23 protein-coding genes are annotated in these 21,036 nt (G+C 55.4%); 18 read left to right on the forward strand and 5 right to left on the reverse strand.

The genetic code is table 11. The annotated features are described in order from the left end of the window. Positions 1-145 precede the first annotated feature (145 nt). A complete protein-coding gene (locus tag LX59_RS08515; RefSeq protein ID WP_144571424.1) occupies positions 146-1,333 on the forward strand; it encodes a methyltransferase in 1,188 nt (395 codons plus the stop codon). Here LX59_RS08515 and LX59_RS08520 read toward each other — a convergent pair. Next, positions 1,326-1,694: a gamma-butyrobetaine hydroxylase family protein gene (locus tag LX59_RS08520; RefSeq protein ID WP_144571425.1), complete on the reverse strand. Its 369-nt coding sequence runs from the start codon at positions 1,692-1,694 to the stop codon at positions 1,326-1,328. The genes LX59_RS08515 and LX59_RS08520 overlap by 8 nt on opposite strands. 187 nt (positions 1,695-1,881) lie before the next feature. Between LX59_RS08520 and LX59_RS08525 the strand changes: the two genes are divergently transcribed. Continuing rightward, complete coding sequence (locus LX59_RS08525; protein ID WP_144571426.1) at positions 1,882-2,889, forward strand: alpha/beta fold hydrolase; 1,008 nt, start codon at positions 1,882-1,884, stop codon at positions 2,887-2,889. 77 nt (positions 2,890-2,966) lie between these two features. Here the strand turns inward: LX59_RS08525 and hslU are convergent, their stop codons facing one another. The 3 genes from hslU to LX59_RS08540 form a co-directional block, all read right to left on the reverse strand. After that, positions 2,967-4,313: an ATP-dependent protease ATPase subunit HslU gene (hslU, locus tag LX59_RS08530; protein WP_144571427.1), complete on the reverse strand. Its 1,347-nt coding sequence runs from the start codon at positions 4,311-4,313 to the stop codon at positions 2,967-2,969. A gap of 26 nt (positions 4,314-4,339) precedes the next feature. Then, positions 4,340-4,873, reverse strand: a complete 534-nt coding sequence (gene hslV / locus LX59_RS08535; RefSeq protein ID WP_144571498.1) for an ATP-dependent protease subunit HslV — start codon at positions 4,871-4,873, stop codon at positions 4,340-4,342. 116 nt (positions 4,874-4,989) lie between these two features. After that, positions 4,990-5,769, reverse strand: coding sequence for an exodeoxyribonuclease III (locus LX59_RS08540; RefSeq protein WP_144571428.1), 780 nt, complete (start codon positions 5,767-5,769; stop codon positions 4,990-4,992). 82 nt (positions 5,770-5,851) lie between these two features. Here LX59_RS08540 and pyrE point away from each other — a divergent pair, with 82 nt between their 5' ends. The 16 genes from pyrE to gspK all read left to right on the forward strand — a co-directional run bounded on the left by pyrE (position 5,852) and on the right by gspK (position 20,690). Further along, positions 5,852-6,496 (forward strand): orotate phosphoribosyltransferase, encoded by a 645-nt coding sequence (gene pyrE, locus LX59_RS08545; protein WP_144571429.1) that lies wholly within the window; start codon positions 5,852-5,854, stop codon positions 6,494-6,496. A gap of 146 nt (positions 6,497-6,642) precedes the next feature. Further along, complete coding sequence (locus LX59_RS08550) at positions 6,643-8,121, forward strand: DUF3360 family protein (RefSeq protein WP_144571430.1); 1,479 nt, start codon at positions 6,643-6,645, stop codon at positions 8,119-8,121. Between the two features lie 113 nt (positions 8,122-8,234). After that, positions 8,235-8,690: a thioesterase family protein gene (locus LX59_RS08555; protein WP_144571431.1), complete on the forward strand. Its 456-nt coding sequence runs from the start codon at positions 8,235-8,237 to the stop codon at positions 8,688-8,690. Positions 8,691-8,823: 133 nt separating this feature from the next. Continuing rightward, positions 8,824-10,464, forward strand: coding sequence for a bifunctional UDP-sugar hydrolase/5'-nucleotidase (locus tag LX59_RS08560; RefSeq protein WP_170234354.1), 1,641 nt, complete (start codon positions 8,824-8,826; stop codon positions 10,462-10,464). Continuing rightward, positions 10,464-10,892: a type II secretion system protein N gene (locus LX59_RS08565; RefSeq protein WP_144571432.1), complete on the forward strand. Its 429-nt coding sequence runs from the start codon at positions 10,464-10,466 to the stop codon at positions 10,890-10,892. The genes LX59_RS08560 and LX59_RS08565 overlap by 1 nt, the downstream gene beginning before the upstream one ends. Beyond that, positions 10,889-12,850 carry a type II secretion system secretin GspD gene (gene gspD / locus LX59_RS08570; protein ID WP_144571433.1) on the forward strand — a complete coding sequence of 654 codons (1,962 nt, stop codon included), beginning with the start codon at positions 10,889-10,891 and terminating at the stop codon, positions 12,848-12,850. Before LX59_RS08565 ends, gspD begins: the two co-directional genes overlap by 4 nt. Before the next feature lie 5 nt (positions 12,851-12,855). Further along, complete coding sequence (locus tag LX59_RS08575; protein WP_144571500.1) at positions 12,856-14,304, forward strand: GspE/PulE family protein; 1,449 nt, start codon at positions 12,856-12,858, stop codon at positions 14,302-14,304. A 16-nt stretch (positions 14,305-14,320) separates the two neighbouring features. After that, a complete protein-coding gene (gspF, locus tag LX59_RS08580) occupies positions 14,321-15,520 on the forward strand; it encodes a type II secretion system inner membrane protein GspF (protein WP_144571434.1) in 1,200 nt (399 codons plus the stop codon). 18 nt (positions 15,521-15,538) lie between these two features. Continuing rightward, a complete protein-coding gene (gene gspG / locus LX59_RS08585) occupies positions 15,539-15,973 on the forward strand; it encodes a type II secretion system major pseudopilin GspG (protein WP_144571435.1) in 435 nt (144 codons plus the stop codon). A 12-nt stretch (positions 15,974-15,985) separates the two neighbouring features. Continuing rightward, a complete protein-coding gene (gspH, locus tag LX59_RS08590) occupies positions 15,986-16,432 on the forward strand; it encodes a type II secretion system minor pseudopilin GspH (RefSeq protein WP_246118723.1) in 447 nt (148 codons plus the stop codon). Next, complete coding sequence (locus LX59_RS08595; RefSeq protein WP_144571437.1) at positions 16,429-16,803, forward strand: type II secretion system protein; 375 nt, start codon at positions 16,429-16,431, stop codon at positions 16,801-16,803. Before gspH ends, LX59_RS08595 begins: the two co-directional genes overlap by 4 nt. Beyond that, the gene (locus tag LX59_RS08600) at positions 16,800-17,402 is read left to right on the forward strand and encodes a PulJ/GspJ family protein (RefSeq protein WP_144571438.1); all 603 of its coding nucleotides are present in this window, start codon (positions 16,800-16,802) and stop codon (positions 17,400-17,402) included. Before LX59_RS08595 ends, LX59_RS08600 begins: the two co-directional genes overlap by 4 nt. Positions 17,403-17,417: 15 nt before the next feature. After that, positions 17,418-18,563 (forward strand): type II secretion system protein GspL, encoded by a 1,146-nt coding sequence (locus tag LX59_RS08605; protein WP_144571439.1) that lies wholly within the window; start codon positions 17,418-17,420, stop codon positions 18,561-18,563. A 53-nt stretch (positions 18,564-18,616) separates the two neighbouring features. Then, positions 18,617-19,006 (forward strand): type II secretion system protein GspM, encoded by a 390-nt coding sequence (gene gspM / locus LX59_RS08610; protein ID WP_170234356.1) that lies wholly within the window; start codon positions 18,617-18,619, stop codon positions 19,004-19,006. Next, entirely contained in the window at positions 19,003-19,677 is a 675-nt protein-coding gene (locus LX59_RS08615; RefSeq protein WP_144571441.1) for a type II secretion system protein N, read from the forward strand. The genes gspM and LX59_RS08615 overlap by 4 nt, the downstream gene beginning before the upstream one ends. Then, complete coding sequence (gene gspK, locus LX59_RS08620; RefSeq protein WP_281284840.1) at positions 19,671-20,690, forward strand: type II secretion system minor pseudopilin GspK; 1,020 nt, start codon at positions 19,671-19,673, stop codon at positions 20,688-20,690. Before LX59_RS08615 ends, gspK begins: the two co-directional genes overlap by 7 nt. Positions 20,691-20,695: 5 nt before the next feature. Here the strand turns inward: gspK and LX59_RS08625 are convergent, their stop codons facing one another. Further along, positions 20,696-20,932 (reverse strand): DUF2789 domain-containing protein, encoded by a 237-nt coding sequence (locus LX59_RS08625; protein WP_144571442.1) that lies wholly within the window; start codon positions 20,930-20,932, stop codon positions 20,696-20,698. Positions 20,933-21,036 lie beyond the last annotated feature (104 nt).

Raw genomic sequence — 21,036 nt, forward strand, 5'->3', positions numbered from 1 at the left:
CCTATGTGGTTATTGATCGAACGTGCGCGCAATCAGCGCTGAGATAAAACTGCTCTAACCTATTAGCCTGAAAGGCTTTTTACTACTATCAGTTTCAACGCGGGCCTCAACAGCAGACATTTTTCATGGATATTAAGGCAACAGCATGGCGTGGGCGGAACGTTTTTGGGCGTTAGATCAGTGGCTGGTGCAGCATCAAAACCTATGGCGGCCTCAACCCTTTATGCACCTAAGTTTGCCTTGGGAGGCTCTGTATCCGTGCTTAGCCCAATGGTTGCGCCAGCAGACATTGGAGCAGGCCGAGTCTTTAGAATACCTCCAAGCCCCTGCGCCCTTCGGAGATTGGTGGGCGCAGGCTCAGGCGTTAACCGCTTTGCCTTCCTTAACTCAGGTCAGTGCGCCGCCGCGTTTAAGCGCCCACCTCAGCACCGATATTCCGGGGCGCAAAGCACAGCAAATCGAAGCTTTTGCCGCTCATCTGAATTTTACTCAGCCGGTACAGCATTGGGTGGATTGGTGTTCTGGCAAAGGTCATTTAGGGCGTTTATTGGCTCAGCAAGCTGAAAAGCCGCTGACCTGTTTGGAATACGATGCCGAGTTGGTGGCTGCCGGTGCGCAACTGAGCCAACGTTGGTCAATCTCGGCCCAGCATATCCAGCAGGATGTATTAGCGGATGACGTGGGCTTGCACCTGTCTTCTGAATCTACGCCCGTGGCTTTGCACGCCTGCGGTCTGTTGCATCGGCAATTGTTAAGGCAAGTTGTGCGCAAGGAGTGTCGGCAAATGGCCCTTGCTCCTTGCTGTTACAACCGCAGCAGCGAGCCTATGTATCAGCCGCTATCCGCCCAAGCCCAAAAGACTGAATTAAGGCTGAGTGCCGAGGATTTACGCCTACCGATCCGGGAAACCGTTACCGCTGGGGCGCGGGTGCGGCGGCAGCGCGATCAGTCTATGGCGTGGCGATTGGCCTTTGATTTATTGCAACGCCAGATTCGTCAATCTGATGAATATTTGCCTATGCCTTCTGTATCCGCGCAATGGCTGCACAAGCCCTTTGCGGATTATTGCCAAGACCTAGGCGCATTACGCGGGGTTCAAGTCCCACCACAACAGGATTGGAGCACCTTAGAAGTCCAAGGCTGGCGGCGTTTGGCCAAGGTGCGCAACTTAGAGCGGGTACGCAATCTGTTCCGGCGGCCTTTGGAGCTGTGGCTGGTACTGGATCAAGTGCTGTTTCTGGAGGAACAGGGGTATCGGGTACAGCTTGGAGCTTTTTGTGCCCCCGAATTAACCCCCCGCAATCTGCTGTTGTTGGCGGAGCGAATTAGCTGAGCTGCACCACAGAAACCTGAGGGTCACGGGACTTACCCGCCTGATGTAAGGCGTTTAGGTATTCCGCCCATAACTCAGCTTGGTGGGTGGCCAGATGCTCCAAATAATCCCAAGAATACAGGCCGGTATCGTGGCCATCGTCAAAGCTCAGTTTGAGGGCATACTGGCCCACCGGCTCCAGATTTTCTAAGGCGACCTGCTGTTTGCCGTACTGTAATACCGGATTGCCATGCCCCCGTACTTCTGCCGAGGGTGAATGCACGCGCAAAAATTCCGCGCTGAGGGAATAGCAGTCAGCGCCGTAGCAAAGCTCTAAGGTTTTGATGCTTTTGTGCAGCTTGATGCGGCTGGGGATACGCATAGAAGAGCCTCCGCGTAAGCGCTGTATCGTGAAAGGATGATCATTATGCAAAACGAAGGCACATTTTTTACAGTCGTTTAAGAGTGATCACGCGGAAGTTTTTTGCATTCATCCTATAACCTGAATGCAGTCTGAAGACGATGCCTGACTCAGGCGCTCTCTGTTCATACTCGGGAATATTTAGCCCATGATCCCTTTAAAATTTCGTACCTTAGCTTCTGTACTTGCCCTCTGCTCTGCCTCAGTTTTAGCCCAAGAAAGCCCCAGCTATGGCCCGCGCTTAGAAGGTTTTGAATACCCTTGGCCGGTGCAGCAGTATCAGTTCACCTCACAAAAGCAAGCGCTGGAGATGAGCTATCTGGATGTCGCGCCTGTGGGTAAGGCTAATGGCCGCACGGCGGTTTTTTTGCACGGTAAAAACTTTTGCGCCGCCACTTGGGAGCAAAGCATCAAAGCCCTGTCTGAAGCCGGTTGGCGTGTGATTGCCCCCGATCAGGTCGGTTTTTGCAAATCCACTAAACCCGCTGAATATCAGTACAGTTTGGCGGGTTTAGCGGCTAATACCCATGCTTTGTTGGCTTCTTTGGGTATCACCAATATTGATCTGGTGGGGCATTCTATGGGGGGAATGCTCGCCATTCGCTATGCCCTGATGTACCCCAAAGAGGTGGCCCATTTAGCTTTGGTGGGGCCCATTGGCTTGGAAGATTGGAAAACCCGTGGCGTGCCGTATGTGAGTGTCGAACAGTGGTACGAAAACGAGCTGAAAACCAGCTACGAAGGCATCAAACGCTACCAAATGGATGTGTATTACGCCGATGCGTGGAAGCCAGAGTTTGAGCGTTGGGCGCGGATGCAAGCCGGTATGTATCTGGGCTCTGGCAAAGAATTAGTGGCTTGGAACCAAGCCCTAACCTACGACATGCTGCTCCATCAGCCCGTTGTTTATGAGCTGCCCCAACTAAAGGTGCCCACCACTTTGTTTATCGGTGCCCACGACAAAACCGCTTTGGGTAAAGGCTTTGCTCCAACAGAGATTCGTCCCACCTTGGGCAATTATGTCGAGTTGGGTAAGCAAGCGGCTAAAACCATTCCCAACGCCACATTGGTGGAGTACCCCGATTTAGGGCATTCGCCACAGGTGCAAGATCCGGCGCGTTTTAATGCGGATTTAATTAAAGCGCTAAATCCTTAGTGGCTTGAGCGTTGGTTTTGCAGCGCCCAATGGCTTGAGTAATCAGCTATTGGGCGTACAGATGCCTTTAGGGCGTTTTAGAGAATATACCGCGATAAATCCTCATCCTGAGCCAGTTCGCCCAGATGAGCATTCACATAGTCCGCATCAATATTCAGCACGCTCCCGGCTTGGGTAGTGGCGATGTCCGAAGCCCCAAAAGACACCTCTTCCAGCAACCGCTCCAGCAAGGTATGTAAACGACGTGCGCCGATGTTTTCGGTTTTTTCGTTGACCTGCCAAGCGATTTCCGCCAGCCGTTTAATGCTGCTGTCTTCAAACTGAATCTCTAAGCCTTCGGTTTTGAGCAAGGCTTGATACTGCTCGGTGAGGGAAGCGTGGGGCTCGACCAAAATACGCTCGAAGTCTTCCGGGGTGAGGGCTTTGAGTTCGACGCGAATGGGCAGACGGCCTTGCAGTTCCGGCACCAAGTCACTGGGTTTGGCCAGATGGAAAGCCCCTGAGGCGATAAACAGAATATGGTCGGTTTTCACCATACCCAGTTTGGTATTCACGGTGCTGCCTTCGATCAAAGGTAGTAGGTCGCGCTGCACGCCTTCACGAGACACATCCGCGCCGCTGGTGTTGCCGCGCTTGGCTACCTTGTCGATCTCGTCGATAAACACGATGCCATTTTGCTCTACTGCTTCGAGGGCTTTGGCTTTGAGCTCTTCTTCATTGACCAGGTTGGCAGCTTCTTCGTCGCGTACCATTTTCAGCGCTTCTTTGACCTTCATGCGCCGGGTTTTTTTGCGCTCTTTGGACAGCCCTGAGAATAGGTTCTGTAGCTGATTGGTCATTTCCTCCATACCGGGAGGAGCCATGATTTCTACCCCTGTAACCCCTTCGGCCACTTCGATGTCGATTTCTTTGTCGTCCAGTTGGCCTTCGCGCAGACGCTTGCGGAACAGTTGGCGGGTGCTGGAGTCTTCAGAGCGGACGTTGGCTTCGTCGCTAAAGTTATTTGGACGAGCAGGGGGGAGCAGAGCATCTAAAATGCGCTCTTCAGCGGCATCTTCAGCACGGTGGCGTAGGCGGTGGATTTCCTGTTCGCGCAGCATTTTCAGCGCCGCGTCGGCCAGATCGCGGATAATGGACTCCACATCGCGCCCAACATAGCCTACTTCGGTGAACTTGGTTGCTTCAACCTTGAGAAAGGGCGCGTTGGCCAGTCGGGCCAAACGGCGCGCGATTTCGGTTTTACCCACGCCCGTTGGGCCAATCATCAGGATGTTTTTGGGGGTTACTTCTTGACGCAATTCTGCGGGTAGCTGCATACGCCGCCAGCGGTTGCGTAGGGCGATGGCCACGGCGCGCTTGGCATCCTCCTGACCGACAATGTGGCGATTGAGTTCGTGGACGATTTCGCGGGGCGTCATGGACATGCGGGATACTCCAGGGCTGGATGGGCTTATTCAGCCGAATCCAGCTCCTCCAAAGTCAGGTTTTGGTTGGTAAAGACGCAAATGCTGCCGGCAATAGTAAGGGCGGTTTCAGCGATCTGGCGCGCGGAGAGATCAGGGTTGTGCTGGAGTAAGGCTAGAGCAGCCGCTTGAGCAAAGCCACCACCCGAGCCCATGGCGATGAGTCCGTGCTCGGGTTCAACCACATCGCCGTTGCCGGTGATGATCAGGGAAGCATCTTTGTTAGCCACCGCTAGCATGGCTTCTAAACGGCTGAGGGAGCGATCAGTACGCCAGTCTTTGGCCAGTTCTACAGCAGCACGCACTAGATGGCCTTGGTGCTTTTCTAACTGGCCTTCAAAGCGCTCGAACAGGGTGAAGGCATCGGCAGTGGCTCCGGCAAATCCGGCCAGCACTTGCCCGTGGTATAGGCGACGTACTTTTTTGGCGTTGCCCTTCATCACGGTATTGCCGAGGGAGACTTGTCCGTCACCTCCCATAACAACCTTACCATTGCGACGCACTGATACGATGGTGGTCAAAGCAAAATCTCCACAGTGTTCGGGCATGAAAACCCCATCCGTGGGATATAGGGTGGCTTGGGGGATTTTTCAAGCAGGCCGCAGCCCGTTTATGGAAAACGGGCTGGAGGAAGGCATCAGACGCTGAGCGTCCAATCGTAATCTACAATCAGCGGTGCATGTTGTGAGAAGCGAGGCTGGCGAGGCAGACGGGCATTGCGTACAAAGCGGCGTAAACCCGAGGTCAGAATCTGGTAGTCGAAACGGCAGCCCAGATTGAGCATTTTGGCCTGTTCGGTATCAGGCCACCAGCTATACAAATCTCCTTCGCGGCAGACTTCGCGCAGGGCATCCACATAGCCTAGGTTGCCGAATAACTCATCCAGCCAAGCGCGCTCTGGCGGTAAAAAACCCGGTGTTTGCTGATAATCACGCCAGTTTTTAACGTCCAGCTTTTGGTGTGCTACATACAGTGAACTACAGTAGATGTATTCACGACGTTTGCGCCGTTGTTTATCCATATAACGGATAAACTCATCCATAAACTTGAGTTTTTGGTTTAAATGCTCATCCGTTTGCCGACCCGAAGGCAGCAACAAGGTGGCAATACTGAGCTTATCAAAGTCAGCCTGTAGGTAGCGGCCATAGCGATCCGAGAGTTCAAAACCAAGCCCCATGATCACTGCTTTGGGTTGTAATCGAGAATAAAGTGCTACCCCGCCCTGTTCGGGAAATTCCCCGTCGCAGGCGTAGAGAAAATAACCATCCAGCTGATAGGCGGGATCGTCCAGCTCCACGGCGGAGGCACGGGTATCTTGCAGACAGATGACATCGGCATTCTGGGCCTGCAACCAGCTGAGTAACCCACGCTGCGTTGCTGCATGAATGCCATTCACGTTGACGCTGATAATCCGCATAAATGGCCCCTGAAAAATTCAGCGTGTATGATAACCGAGACTGTATTTTTCGCCACATCTGCGGCTTCTGGAGCCTATTTTCATGCACGCTTATCAACGGGACTTTATTCGTTTTGCGCTTGAGCATCAGGTACTGCGTTTTGGTGAGTTCACCCTGAAGTCAGGACGCAAAAGCCCGTATTTTTTCAACGCCGGTTTATTTAACACAGGTTCCATGCTCTCACAGCTAGGGCGTTTTTACGCAGCCGCCATTGTAGACAGCGGCCTTAATTTTGATGTGCTGTTTGGGCCAGCGTACAAGGGCATTCCCCTGGCCGCTGCGACTGCCGTGGCTTTAGCCGATCGGTATCAGCGGGATGTGCCTTGGTGCTTTAACCGTAAAGAAGCCAAAGACCACGGTGAGGGTGGCTCTCTGGTGGGTGCGCCTTTGCAGGGTAAGATCCTAATTATTGATGATGTGATTACCGCCGGTACCGCCATCCGTGAGGTGATGCAGATTATTCAGGCTCAGGCCGATGCGCAGGCAGCGGGAGTTTTGATTGCCCTCAATCGTCAGGAGCGCGGAAAAGGCCAATTATCGGCGATTCAGGAAGTTGAACGCGATTACGGCCTGAACGTCACCAGCATTGTGGCTTTGGATCAGGTGTTGGAGTATTTAGCCACTGACACTGAACTCAAAACCTTCTTACCCGCTGTAGAAGCCTATCGAGCCGAATACGGCGTTTAAGGTTTTTATCTTGAGGTGATTTTCGACTGAGCTTGTCTAGCAAGGGGTTTTGCGACTGAATCACAATTACTAAAAGGTCGGGATGAGTGCTTTGCCGTCTCAGAGTATTTTAACCCGTCCAATTAAAAATTTAGTAATTGACGACTATGACCGATAGCAACCTAAGTAGTTATCGCGACCTTCATAAACCGAAGGAAGCCTTTGCCACCCGCGCTGAATATCTGGAGCATGAGCTGACCATCATGTCTCCACGGCGTTGGGGAATCAATTTACCCGGTCGTGATTATCGCTTTGAGCCAGAGGACTGGGTTCCGGCCATGGCCGCTACCATCGGTAAGATCGTGATGGTGGCTGCGGTGGTTGCGGCTTTTGCAGGGCCTTTAGGACTGTCCAGTGACTTTGTGATTGAGAACGTCCGCTTTGAAATGCTGGTTGTAGCTCTGCTGTTTGTTATTTTGTGTTCTGGGGTATTTAACCCTACGGCTAATTTGGCCGGTACCCACGGCCCCTTGATTCCCCTTATTCCCCTGATCGTTGCCGCCGGTGGTCACCCGATGGCGCTGGGCATTATGGTCGGGGTTTTGGGGCTGATTCTGGGGCTGTGTAAAGGCGGCAGTTTACTAGCGCGCCTTACCAGTGACGGGGTGTGCGGTGGCTTGCTGCTGTATCTGGGTTTTATTGGCGTAACTTCCCAGATTGGTGCGCTGTTTAAGTGGGCTAATGGATTTGATATGGGCTACATCGCCTTTGTGGTGGTATTTGCCACTATTGTGATGTACGCCTATTTAGAGCATGTGCGCTTGCGTTGGTTGGCGATTCCCTTAGGCGCAGTGATGGCCGCTTTGATCGCCTTTGCCTTGGGTGCGCCTTTTGAGTTCCATACCACCCCCGGCATTCCTAACTTAGACCCCAGCTATTGGTGGGGTGAGGATACGGGCTGGAAGCTGGGCTTGCCGGAATTACAGCATTTTGTCGCCGTAGCGCCTTTTGCCATCTTAGCGGTGGCTATGTGGTCGCCTGACTTTTTGGGCCATCGCGTGTTTCAAGAGCTGAACTATCCACCTAAAACCGACAAAGTGCTGATGAACATCGACGATACCATGTGTATTGCCGCCGTTCGTCAAGCGGTGGGTACTTCTTTGGGCGGCGGTAACCTCGCGTCCTCTTGGGGTACTTATATGATCCCCGCTGCCATTGCTAAGCGTCCGATTCCGGCGGGTGCGATTTTGACCGGCTTGCTGTGTATCGTAGCGGCCATTTGGGGTTATCCCATGGATTTGGCGGTATGGCCGCCGGTGTTGAGCGTGGCTCTGTTGGTGGGTGTATACATTCCGCTGCTGGAAGCTGGCATGCAGATGACCCGCGAAGGCAAAACCTCCCAATCGGCAGCCATCGTGGTGTTTTCCTCGGCGCTGGTAAACCCGGTGTTTGGCTGGTCGCTGACCATGCTGCTGGATAACCTTGGCATCATCGGGGATAAAGAGCGCGGTCAAAGTTTGACGGCGCGCGATCGTTGGGTGATTCCAACCATCGTCTTTATCCTGCTGTGTGGCATCATGGCTTGTATTGGTATGTTGCCGGGTATTCCTGCTTTAGTAGAGTCGTTCCGCGCCCACGCGGTTTGAGGCTGATAACACATAGAAACCCTGCTAAGGCGGGGTTTTCTTTGGCTGCGCTATATCCTTGAACTCAGCTAGAGTGAAAACTCTGCACCACTTCATTGTAAGGATATTGGGTCATGAGCCATTCCAACGAAAATAACCAGCCGACTTCCGACCGCTTAGAAAGCCTAGCCGTAGGCACCCGCCACGAATTGACCTATCAGGTAGCCGCCTTTGATTCGCCACGCACACTGCGCTTGGAGGATCAGGATGAGTTTCCGGATGTGTTAGCCACTGCCAAAATGGTGGGCCTGATGGAGTTGGCCGCCGCCCGTTTATTGCGCCCTTTATTGCAGCCAGGGGAGTTATCGGTAGGTGTGCAGGTGAATATTGAGCATCTAGCGCCCACGCCTTTATTTTCCGAGGTGCGCGCCTGTGCCACCTATCAGGGTAAAAACGGCAAGCTGCATCTGTTTGAGGTGGAATTGTTAGACGCGGGTGGCGTGGCCGGTAAAGGAACCCATGCCCGTGCCATTGTGCAAAACCAACGCCTGATGGAAGGGGCTCAACGTCGGTTAGCCGGCCCAAAATGATGTTAATGTGGCTTCATCGTCTCTAGCACGCTCCTTAGCGCTTGACCTAAAAGCGACATAAGACTGTCATCTTTTCCTTTCAGTATTCCCTGCCTGTATTCAGACCGACTCATGGGCAGGGGAGAACATCGGGGTGGGGTCAATCACGCGCCGCCGGATCGTACAAGGCTTGGGAGCCAGCGTGTTGCTGCCTTGGTTGAGCGGCTGCGCGCAACCTATGCGATCTACCAGCAGCTCTGCGCCTTTGGAGCTGTTGTACATCGCCGATACGCTGGATGCTCGTCAGCCGTCCTTGCCCGTCGTTCCGCGTACCCGCCTTGGGCCTGCGACCCATATTGGCCAAGCCCCTTGGATGACCGGTAGTTCCGCCCGTCTAGCCTCGGGTGCGTCGGCGGATATGATCGCACTGTTGGACAACACTCATCCGGCTCAGGAAACCGGTGGCTACGCGGTATTGGGAGGCTTATTGACCCAGATGACCGCCCAAGCCGGAGTCGATAACAGCCTGATTCTGGAAAATGGCCAATGTTGGAACGGCAGCGGCCTAGCCTACCTCAGTCAAGGCGGATCTGGCGTGCAAGGTAGTCAGCTATTGGGCTCCGATGTAAGAGTCAGCAGTGATGAGCGCAGCCTCTGGCCTGCTCAAGCCGCCAGCCTGTACCGACAAGCAGGAATTCCCGTATTAGGCGCGGGTTTATCTGAGGCACAGCAGCAACGCTTGGGGACTCAAGGCGTGGCTTTTTTTGAGCGCGCGGGCGTGCGCATCGGTGTAGTGGGGGTGATCAATCCCTACGCCCGTGATCAAGAAGCGCCACTCAGCCAATGGTTAGAGCGTCTGCAAGCGCCGCTGAACCAAGCACGGGAGCAATCCGATTTAGTAGTAGTGCTGGCCGATGTGGGCACTGGGCCTAGTTTTTGGTTAGCCAAACAGCTTCCACAAGCCGATCTGGTGTTGGGCGCTCGGGGGCAGGATTTATGGCCACAGCCGATTGGGGTACGCCAAAGTTCAGGGCGGGAAATTCCCCTGATTTTAGCCGGTAGCCGTGCCAGTGGTGTGCAACGGATTCGCTGTCAGCGTGTCGAAGGACGTTGGGAGATTCAAGCTCAGTTTCAACCGGCTTTTGCTCAAGGATTAAATACGCAGGGACAGGAGCGGGCAGTCCATCTAAAAAGTCTGTTGCAGACTCAAAGAGCGCCCCATGCCAGTTGGTTGGATCAAGCTTTAGGCCACGCGCCACAGGATTTATGGCGGCGGGATATTCGCGCTGGTACTTGGGATCAGTTGATCTATCAGGCTTTGGCAGACAACTACAGCGGACAGGTGTTGCTGCCCGGTTTGCGTTACGACTATCCCCTTAAACGCGGCCAAGCCATTACCCGTGAACATCTGCTTAGCTTAACCGGCAGTTATGCCGCGCCGGTGGTGGAGGCTCCCGCGAGTGCTTTAGAGCAAGTCTTAGAGCATTCGGCAGAGCAGCTCTTTGGCCGCACCTTGTTGCTGGATAACAGTCAGGATTTGCCGCGCTTATTGGGGCAGGATTGGCAAGTAGCCTACAGCCCTTCGGGTAAGCGCATCAGCGGTTTGGCCAGCAGCACCTCAATGTGTCGCACGCTAGGGATGAATCAATCGGAGCAAGAAGGCCGCCCGCTGTGGCAATACATGGAGGCTTTTTTGCGCGCCCAGCCGGTTGGCTGGCAGATGCCGGAGCCGAAACTACCCCATTTGCTGTATGTGCAAGGTCATCCCGGTTGGCATCCACGGGAGCCCGCCTGATGCAGTCCTTGATGCAGCTCGTGCTGACGGTAGCGGCGGCTTGGTTAGCCGCTCAGTCGGTATTAGCGGTGTGGCGCACGCCTCAACCGGAATTACCCCAAGCCTTTGAGCTGCCCAAAATACCGGGATTATTGGCCCAACATTGGCGCGCACCACCTGTAGCGCAAGCCAGCGACTGGCCGCGTACTACCTTGGATGTGCAATGGATTGGCAGCCTGAAAGCCCAGTCTCTACAGGACACGATAGTGGTGCTGACGGTGAATAAGCAGCAGCGCGCCTTAAGTGTGGGCCAGCGTTTAGCCCCCGGCGTGGTATTGGAACAGATTGATGGCCGTGGATTGGTCTTTAACCGCAATGGTCGTCGGGAGCGCCTGCCTTGGCCAGAGGAGCGGCCTGTGGTGGGCATCAAAAAAGCAGCCAATACATGAAGCGATGGATAGGAATACTCAGCCTGCTGTGGCTCAGCTTTGCCTTCAACGAAGCCGCCGCACAGGAGCCAGAGCGCTACGAAGTCAACTTCGTGAACACCGAGATCACCGAATTTATCGACAGTGTGTCGCGCATTACCGGCATCACCTTTATTGTCGATCCCAAGGTGAAGGGGCCGGTAACGGTGCGCAGTGCCGAGCCGGTTACTTCTGATCAACTGTACGGCATTTTCTTGGCGCAGTTGCGGGCGCAGGGCTACGCTGCCGTAGATTTACCCAACGGCCATGTGAAGATTGTGTCCGACCAAGTGGCCCGTTTAGAGCCAGTGCCGGTGGACGTGGGAGACATTCAGGTTGCGGGAGCCGGTAGCGATGGCATGGCGACTCGGGTATTCAGTGTGCGCAATGCCGGCAGTGAGCAATTACTCAACGTACTCAAACCCTTGGTCGATCCCCGTGTGGGGGTGGTCACGCCCTATCCTTCGGCTAATTTGCTGGTGGTCACGGATTGGCGCAGCAATCTAAGCCGCATCAGCGATCTGTTGCGCGAAGTGGATCAGGTCAGCAATGAGCCGCTGGAAGTGCTGCCGGTACAGCATGCGCGCGCCAAGGAGCTGGCTCCCTTGGCCAACCAGCTATTAGCCAAAAATCCGGCCACCACACAGGCCCAAGTGTTGGCCGATCCGCGTACCAATACCCTGCTGGTGCGGGGCAATGCGGAGGCGCGCACTCAGGTGAAGGCCATGCTGCGGCAACTGGATACCCCGCGTGAACCTTCCGGTAATACTCAGGTGTTTTATCTGCGCCACGCCAATGCCGCCGATGTACTTAAGGTATTACGCGGTTTGGCTCAGGAAAGCCAAGCCCCCACCGAAAGCGCAGGAGAAAGCACCACGGCAGCCACCAGTCCCGCTCAAGCCTTAGTCACCGCCAACGGAGTGCGCATGGAAGCGGAGGAAGGCACCAACGCGCTGATTATGATGGGCCCGGACAATGAGCTAGCCACCTACAAAAATATCATTGAGCGGTTGGACATTCGCCGCGCGCAGGTCATGGTGGAAGCCATCATCGCCGAAGTTTCAGAAAACCGTGCCCGCGAGCTGGGGGTGCAGTGGCTGTTTCTGGATCAAAACGGCTCGACGGTGCCGGTGGGTAGTATCAACTTCACCAACAGCAGCGGTGGAGCCAGCATTAACTCCTTGGCCGCCGCCGCTCTAAGCGATGACACCAGCGGTCTGGGCGATATTTTATCCGGGATGCAGGGCAGTACCTTTGGTATTGGCAATCTAGGCAGCGGGATTAATTTCGTCACCTTGGTGAATGCCATTAAGACGGAAACCGGCTTTAACCTGCTGTCCACGCCGACTCTATCCACGCTGGATAACGCCGAAGCCTCCATCATGGTGGGGCAGGAAGTCCCCTTTATCACCGGATCGGTCACTCAAGACAACAGCAATCCCTATCAAACCATTGAGCGTAAAGAGGTCGGGGTGAAACTGCGGATTCGTCCGCAAATCACCATCGACAACACGGTACGTATGGACATTGTGCAGGAGGTCTCCTCCCTGACCGACAGCAGCCTAGCCAGCGATGTGATCACCAACAAACGGGAAATTAAGACCACGGTAATGGTAGAGGACAGCGGCGTGGTGGTGCTGGGCGGTTTAATCAGCGATGAGGCCAGCGACAGCGACCAGCGCGTGCCTTGGCTGGGTGACTTGCCGGTGGTGGGACAATTGTTTCGTTCTGCCTCCCGCAGTCAGCTCAAGCAAAACCTGATGGTGTTTATCCGTCCACGCATCGTGCGCGATCCTCAGAGCTTGGCCCAACTGAGCACGGACAAATATCAGCACCTGAAAAGCCTAAATCCGCAACTCCCGGCCATGCCAGAGGGCACTAGTTTGCTCAACTTGTTTCCACCCAGTCGAGCCCGTTTAGGGACACTGGAGCTGCCATGAGCCCCATGCTGCCCTATCGCTTGGCGCGTCAAACCGGCATTTTGGTGACTGAGCAGGAGGAGGGCTTTGTGCTGTCCCTCAGCCCTAACGCCGATTACAGCCAAGTACAGGAGCTGATTCGGGTGCGAGGCTGGCCACAGCAAACCCACGTATTGGATCAAGCCCAGTTTGCCAGCGAATTGACCCGCCATTATCAAGGTGGCGAGCAGGCCACCGCCGCTTTAATTGAAGGCATTGCCGACCAAGTAGATTTAGACAGCCTGATGAGCGAGTTGCCGCGCACCGAGGATTTGCTGGAAACCGATCAGGAAGCCCCGGTGATCCGCCTGATTAATGGGTTGCTGGCCGAGGCGCTGCGCTTGCAGGCTTCGGATATTCACATCGAAACCTTTGAGCAGGCCTTAGTGGTGCGTCTGCGGGTGGATGGCCATTTGCGCGAAGTGTTGCGCCCGCCGCGTCCTTTGTCGGCCATGCTGGTGTCGCGTATCAAGGTGATGGCGCGGCTGGATATTGCGGAAAAACGCCAGCCCCAAGACGGACGCATCAGCCTGCGAGTAGGCAGTCGGGAGATGGATATTCGCGTGTCCACCCTGCCCGGTATGCATGGCGAGCGGGTGGTGATGCGGGTATTGGATAAGCAAGCCAATCTGCTGGAGCTGGGGCAGTTGGGGTTCCCGCCGCGTTTGGAGCAGGCGTTACGCCAGTGCTTGCAGCAACCCAATGGCATCCTCCTGAGCACCGGCCCCACGGGTTCGGGTAAAACCACCACTCTGTATGCCAGCCTGAACCTGCTGAATGACGGTAGCCGCAATATTTTGACCGTGGAAGATCCGGTGGAATACGCCATTACCGGCATCGGGCAAACGGCGGTGAATCCCAAAGCGGGCCTGACCTTCGCCGGCAGCTTGCGGGCGATTTTGCGCCAAGATCCGGACGTGATCATGGTAGGGGAAATTCGCGACACGGAAACCGCGCAAATTGCAGTACAAGCCAGCCTCACCGGGCATTTGGTGCTCTCTACCCTACACACCAACAGCGCGTTGGGCGCGGTAACGCGACTGCGGGATATGGGGATTGAGCCCTTTCTGATTGCCTCCAGCCTGAAAGGGGTTTTGGCCCAACGGCTGGTGCGGCGCTTATGCCGTTGTGCTCAGTTGCAGCCGGTGCAGCCCGCTGATTTCAGCTTATTGGAAGGTTTGGAGCGGCTGGAAGTAACGGCCCATCCCGTGGGTTGCCCGGATTGTCAGCACACCGGCTATCAAGGCCGTTTGGGGCTGTATGAGTTTATTGTGTTGGATGAAGGTTTGGTGAGCCTGCTGTACCAAGGTGCCGATGAGTTAGCCATGAGTGCTTACTTAGCCGATAAGCGCCAAAGCCTCGGCGCTATGGCTCTGGAGGCTTTAAGCCAGCGCCACACCAGTTTGGCGGAGGTGCTGCGTGCCGTACAGCATTGAGCCAGGAGCCTAAGTCATGCCCTGCTACCAATATCAAGCCTTGGATTTACAGGGCCGCACCCGCAAAGATCAGATTCAGGCTGATAACGAGCGCCAAGCTCGGCAGCGCTTGCGCGAACAGGGTTTATTCGTGCGCCATTTGCGTGAACAAAGCAGCAATTCATGGGCCGTCCGCCGTCATCAACTTAATCACAGTCAGCGCTGTGAGCTGACCCGACAGCTATCTACCTTGCTGGGGGCGGGTATCTCCTTAGTCGAGGCACTGAGCACCCTAGAGCGACAGCTCACCGACAGTGCCACCCGCCATCTATTACGCCGTCTAAGCCATAGCTTGGGAGAAGGACATGGCTTGGCCGAAAGCCTACGCCGCCAAGGCAGCTTTGATGCTCTGTACTGCGCCTTGGTAGAGGCGGGGGAAAAGTCCGGCAAGCTGGCCGCTGTGCTGGAGCGCTTGGCCGAGTATTTAGAGCAGGTACAACGCCAGCGCCACAAAGCCCGTACCGCACTGATTTATCCCTCATTGTTGCTGCTGGTATCTTTGCTGGTGGTGGTGGGCTTGATGGTGTTCGTGGTGCCTAAACTCACCGAGCAATTTAACCACGCGGGGCAAAGCCTGCCCCTCATCACCCAAATTTTGATCAGCCTGAGCGATGCTTTACGCCAGATTTGGCCCTTGCTGCTGGGGCTCATAGTGGCGGTGGCTTTAGTGCGCCACTGGATGTTGGCTCATCCCCATTGGCGCTATCGGCACGACCGTTTACTGCTGCGCCTGCCGCGTTTGGGGCTGCTGTGCTCGGTGCTGAACAGCGCTCGCTTATCCCGCAGTTTGGCGATTTTGACCGGCAGTGGCGTTCCGTTGTTGGAAGCCTTGCAGGTCAGCACCGCTTCGGTCAGCAACCAAGCCATTTATCGGGCGTTGCAGCAGGTGCAAATGCAGGTGAAAACCGGCATCAGCTTGCACCGTGCGTTGGATCACAGCGGCCATTTCCCACCTTTATTGCTGAACATGGTGGCCAGCGGCGAGGCCAGCGGCACCCTGCCCGAAATGCTGGGCCGGGTGGCGGAGGATCAAGAGCGCGGCTTTGCCCGTCAGGTGGATTTAGCCCTCGCCCTGTTTGAGCCGGTGATGATTCTGGTGATGGGTGCGGTGGTGCTGTTTATCGTGCTGGCGGTGCTGCTGCCGGTGATGCAACTCAATCAGGGGCTGAATTTTTAACTACAGGAGGTCATAGCAATGCCCGTTCTTCGCTCGACTCAGCGCGGTTTTACGCTGATGGAAATTATGGTGGTGATTTTTATCATCGGTTTGCTGGTGGCCATCGTCGCTCCTAATGTGCTGGGCAATCAGGATCAGGCCATGCGCCAAAAAGCCCGTGCCGACATCGCCACCTTAGAACAGGCCTTGGATATGTATCGGCTGGATAACCTGCGCTATCCCACTACCGAACAGGGCTTAGCCGCCTTGATAACTAAACCTCAGACTGAACCTCTGCCGCGTCAATGGCGGACGGATGGCTATATTCGTCGGTTGCCGGAAGATCCTTGGGGTAATACCTATGGCTATCGTTCACCGGGGCAGCAAGGCCGCATCGACCTGTATTCGCTGGGCGCAGATGGCCAAGAAGGGGGTGAGGGTATGGACGCTGACATTGGTAATTGGAACCTCTAAGCCGTGATACGGATGCAGGGGTTTAGCCTGTTGGAGCTGATGCTGGTGCTGGCGCTGTTGGGGTTGATGACCGCCTTAAGCGTGGCGTGGCTTGGCCCTGCATCCTCTATTGGCTCGGCGTTGGAGCAGCTAGCCGCCCAGAGTCGTCAATTGGCGCAACAGGCGCAACTGTCGGGGCGCATTCTGGGCTTGCGTTGGACAGGGCAGCATCCGCAGTCGGTACAGTTGAATCTGAACGAAGGCCGCTTAGTCTGGACTCCCTTAGACAGCAGTACCCAAGGATGGGCCGATTGGCCGCAGGAGTTACGCCCCGACCGCCCTGCTGCCCAAGAACCTTGGGTAATTTTTACCCCCAGCGGTTTAGCGCAGCCGGTGCAAGTGCGTTGGTCGTGGCCTGAGGGTGGCGAGCGTTGGCACTGGCAAACCAGCACCCGGATACAGGTGCAGCCAGCACCATGAAGATGTGTCGGTACAGGGGATTTACCCTGCTGGAAGTCATGGTCGCCTTATTAATCGCAGCGATCATGGTGGTGTTGGTCAATCAAATCGTGCATCAGCGGATCAACAGCCGTGAGGCCGCGCAGCAACATCTGTTGGCCAGTTTCTGTGCGCGGGAATTAAGGGCGCGTTTTGAGGTGGAGGGTTATTGGCCTTCCGCAGGGCCACAGCAAGGCCAGTTGACTCAAGGCGGGCAGCCGTGTTTCTGGCGTTTGAGTCTGACCGATACCGGCGTAAAGCAGCTCAGACGCGGGGATTTACAGCTGTTTGCCGATGCGCAGGCCAAGCAACGCTTGGGGCAGTTTATCTTCTTTATCGGGCGGCGGTCATGAGTTTTGCGGTGCCCCATTTAGGCCGTCAGCAACAGGGCTTAACCCTGATGGAGTTGCTGGTCGCCATCGCCCTGACTCTGGTGTTAAGCCTGCTGATTGCGGCGGTGGTGCAAGGCTGGCAAGAGGCGCGCACCCACTTGGCTCACACCGCCGTGCCTCCGGTGTTGGAGTTTTGTCTGCTGCTGGAGCAAAGTTTGGATGCCTTAGTCCCTGTGGCCGAATCCAATCGAGCCGATCCTTCTGGTGGTTTGGACTGGCAGGCTTCCCCTTGGGCCTTGGAGTGGCTGGCTTTGCGGGGTTGGCCGCCTGTAGCGGGAATAACGGCGTTGCAACCTCAGCGTCTGCATTATCAGGTGGATACTCAGGCATTGGAGCTCTTAAGTCGTGCTAATCCCTATGCTATACGGGACACCTCTTGGCAGGTGCAAGCGCGGTTGGACTCGGTGGTCTATCCCAGTCTTCAGTTTTATTACGGCCAGCGTTGGCAAGCGGAAGTGGCTGGACTCAAGGATTTTCCCGTTCAGGGTGTGCGTTTGACGCTACAGCAAGGTGGGTTGCCCTATGTCTGTACCTTTAGCCTGCCGGATCTACGGCCTTGAGCGACTGAGGTGAGCATGAAAAAACTCCGGCGTTTTTGGCCCCGTGCGCCACTACCTAACCTATTAATGCTGCGTCCCCCGCGTCCGCACAGTGCTGATCTTTGGTATTGGCAACATTGGCATCAAGGGCAATTGCTGGCTCAGGGGCAGGGCTGGCCGCCAGAGACGTTGCGCAATCTTCAGTGTGCCTTGGTGATACCGGCTCCTTGCTGTGCGCATTTTGAGCTATTGGCTCCCGTGGGATTAAGGCCCCACGAATGGCCCCAAGTATTAGAAGATCAGCTCTTACAGGAGCCAGATCAGATACAGATCCTGTGTTTTGGCCATCAGCAACAGCGTTTGCATTTAGCTGTTGTCAATCAAGAGCTGCTACAAGACTGGCAACAGGGAATGCAGCAACAGGGTTTGGAGCTGAGTTACCTATGGACGGAATTTTTATTACTGCCTGAACCCACCAACGAGCACGACCTGTATTGGTCAACCGAAGGCTATGGCTGTTATCTAATGCAGGATGCTCAGGGCGTTCGGCAGCGTTTGACTTGGCCTGCGGATCAGCCTTGGCCCCTTGTTTCTGAGCGCCCGATGCAGCGCTTAGACAGCACTGGAATTTTGCCGGAATTGAATGCTGATCGACTCAGCTACTTATTGAGTCGCTCTCAATCTCGCACTCGGCGGCGCTGGATGATGCCGCGTCCCAGTCGAGCGGTGCAGCGTCTGGCGGCTCTGTGCGCGGGGTTGGGGCTGTGTGCGCTGCTGTTGGAAGGCTATGCCCTGTATCGTCAAACGCAGGTATGGCGGGCTCAGGTGGTGCAACAGCTAGGCACTGTGGTCTCCAGCCAGCAAGCGCAGCAGCGTTTACAACCGCTGCTGCGTTCCCAGCATACCGAGCAGATAACTCAGCAGCTCTTGGCCGAGCTGGAGCGCACTTGGGGGGATTGGTTAAGCCGTCAATCCGAATGGCAACTGGTCGAAAGCCGCTTTAACGGTCGTGTATGGCAACTCACTGTGAGCGGATCGCAGCCGCCTACTGCGGAGCTGAGCGCCCGCTGGCAGTCTTTGGCCAAAGCGCTGGCCGTTAAGTTGGGGGTACAGGTTCAGCCGCAGGAACAGGCCACTCAGGTACGACTGAGCTTCGATTTAGACGGTGCAGGGGGCGCATGATGAATCTGGCAGCTTGGCAGCGCTGGTGTAGCAAAATGCAGGAGCTCCCCCCGATGCGGCGACGATTGCTCTGGGCCGGTTGGGGTGTCATTGGGCTGATGGTGCTGTGGCTGCTACTGCGTCCTGTGTGGAGTTTTTGGCAGGAGTCTCAGCAGTGGCAGCGTTTAGCTGCTCAAGTGGCCCAAGTACCGCGCCCACAACCCATGACTCAAGGACAATGGCACAGTCTGCTGCAAAACCATCAGGCTTTACTCACGGATATTCAGCAGCAAGGCGCGCAATGGCGGGTGTTGGGGCAGGTGGGGCAAGTGGTTCACATGCAGCGCTTGTTGCACAGCATTCAGCAGCAGGGGTGGCAAGCCCGTGAGTGGGTAATACGCCGCAGTGACGGGGAAAAGCTGGATTTTGAACTGCAACTGGCCCCTCTGGGAGTGCAGCCATGAAGATCGCAGGTCTGTGCTGCATAGCGCTGTTGGTCTTTCTAGGGCACCTGATCCCTAACAGTCCTGCTCATTTTTGGTTGGAGTGTTTCACTTGGCCCAAGGATTGGCAGCCAGTGGGCGTGACAGGTCGTTTGGTACAAGGGCGTATTGAGCAACTGGGTTGGTTGGGGCCTGTGACTTGGGATACGAACTTATGGCCTCCGCGTCTCAGTATGGAAGCGGGGCTTCAGCAACAAAACTGGCAGGTGCAGTTAGAGGGCTGGCCTTGGCAGTGGCAAGCCCGCGTGTGGCCAACCCATAAGCAGCCTACCCCCCAAACAGCGGTGCATTTGGAAGGGGATTGGCACGGCCAAGTGCAGATTCAAGGACAGGGTTTAGTCTGCCAAAGCGCTAGCGGTCAGATTCAAGGCCAGTGGTTACAACTGGTCAGCCCTTGGAGCATGCCGCTTGGTCAGGCGCAGATCAGCCTGCTGTGTGCCAAGGAGCCCCAACTGAAACTCAGTGTGCAGCAGCCGGAGAGCCATCAATTGAACATGGAGGCCTATCCGTATGCCCAGCGCAGCCATTGGCAAGGACAATTAGCCTCCGGCAGCGAATGGGTGCCTATCTTGCGCCAATTGGGTTGGTTAGGCGCGGATGAACACCGTTTTGAGCGGAATCTATCTTGGTAAAACTTCATCCAGCACCGCAAAAAGGCATCGCCTTGTTGATGGTGTTATTAGCGCTGGCTTTAGTAAGTGCCGGTTTGCCTTGGCTGGTGCAGCAAGGTCGTTATGAGTTGGATGCAGCGCGTTTGTTACAGCAACAGGTTCAGGCGCGGATGATGGAGCAAGCGGCGCGCTCCTTTGTGGTTCAGGCTTTTACCGATCCCTTATGGCGGCAAAATCCTTTGTTTTGGCAGGCGGTGCGGGGTTTTCCGCTCAGTTATCCTTTTGCAGAAGGCAGTGCCCGTGTGCGTATCCGCGATTTGCGTACCTGTTTTAATCTCAATGCCTTGTTGGGAGAAGACCAAGAACGTGCCCATCGTCAACTAGTGCATCTTCTGAGTCGTCGCTTAGGCGCTCTGAGTGCCGAGCAATACGCCCAACAGGTGAAGGATTGGCTAGATGCTGATGATCAGCCACAACTCTTGGGGGCAGAAAGCGACCACTATGCCCGTCAAGCCGAACCCTATCGCGTGGCCAACCGAGCCATGCGTGACCGAACCGAGCTGAATCTGATTCCCGATCCTCAGGCGCAACGCTACCTAAGTTATCCCGAACTCTGTGTGGTGCCGGATCATTCGGGGTGGCGTTTAAATGCCAATGCCCTGACCTTGGAACACTTACCCTTGTTGGAGGCTTTGTACGAGGGGCAGGTATCGCGCACGGTGTTGACTCAATTAATTACCGCTCGTCCGATCACGGGGTATCCCGATGCAGAGGCACTGCGTCAGGCTTTGGGTGCGATGGATGACAGTAGTTTTGCCCGCTTAGCGGAGGGCTTGGTACTCAATACCGACCATATTCTGTTAGGGCTGGAGATTAGCTTGCAGGAGCAGCCGTTCCGCTCTCTGCATCAGGTGGAGGCGCGTGGGGTTTCCCGCTGGCATGCACGGATTCCGGCCCAGTCGGTGCGCTTTCGTGGCCGCCAGCCTGCACCTCTGTGGCAGGCTGATAGGGGTATATTTAGTCTGGGGTTTTGATGAATTTAGTGCTGGGTGTGCAGCCGCTCATTGAGCTGATCCACTAATAAAGCCCAGTCTGCATCGAACTGCAGGGCTTCTTTAAGCATGGAGGCTTGGGCTGAATTCCAGAACGGAGCCTCATTTACCACCACATGGTCGGGAAGACTGTGGCTGGTAATAAAGGTGTTGATGCTGGCTGAGTCGGATTTAAGACCCAACTGTTCAAACAACAGAGATAAATCATGAACGGGCGCTTGCATGATGGATTCCTCCACTGATGTTGAGGCATGGCGAAAGTGCCTATCTTCAGCATAGTGCAGATTCCTACTTTAGGAGAGCGCCCGTCCGTCTGGAGGGCGTTCTG

This window comes from Azomonas agilis (assembly GCF_007830255.1).
In the GTDB taxonomy this organism is placed as follows: Bacteria; Pseudomonadota; Gammaproteobacteria; order Pseudomonadales; family Pseudomonadaceae; genus Azomonas; species Azomonas agilis.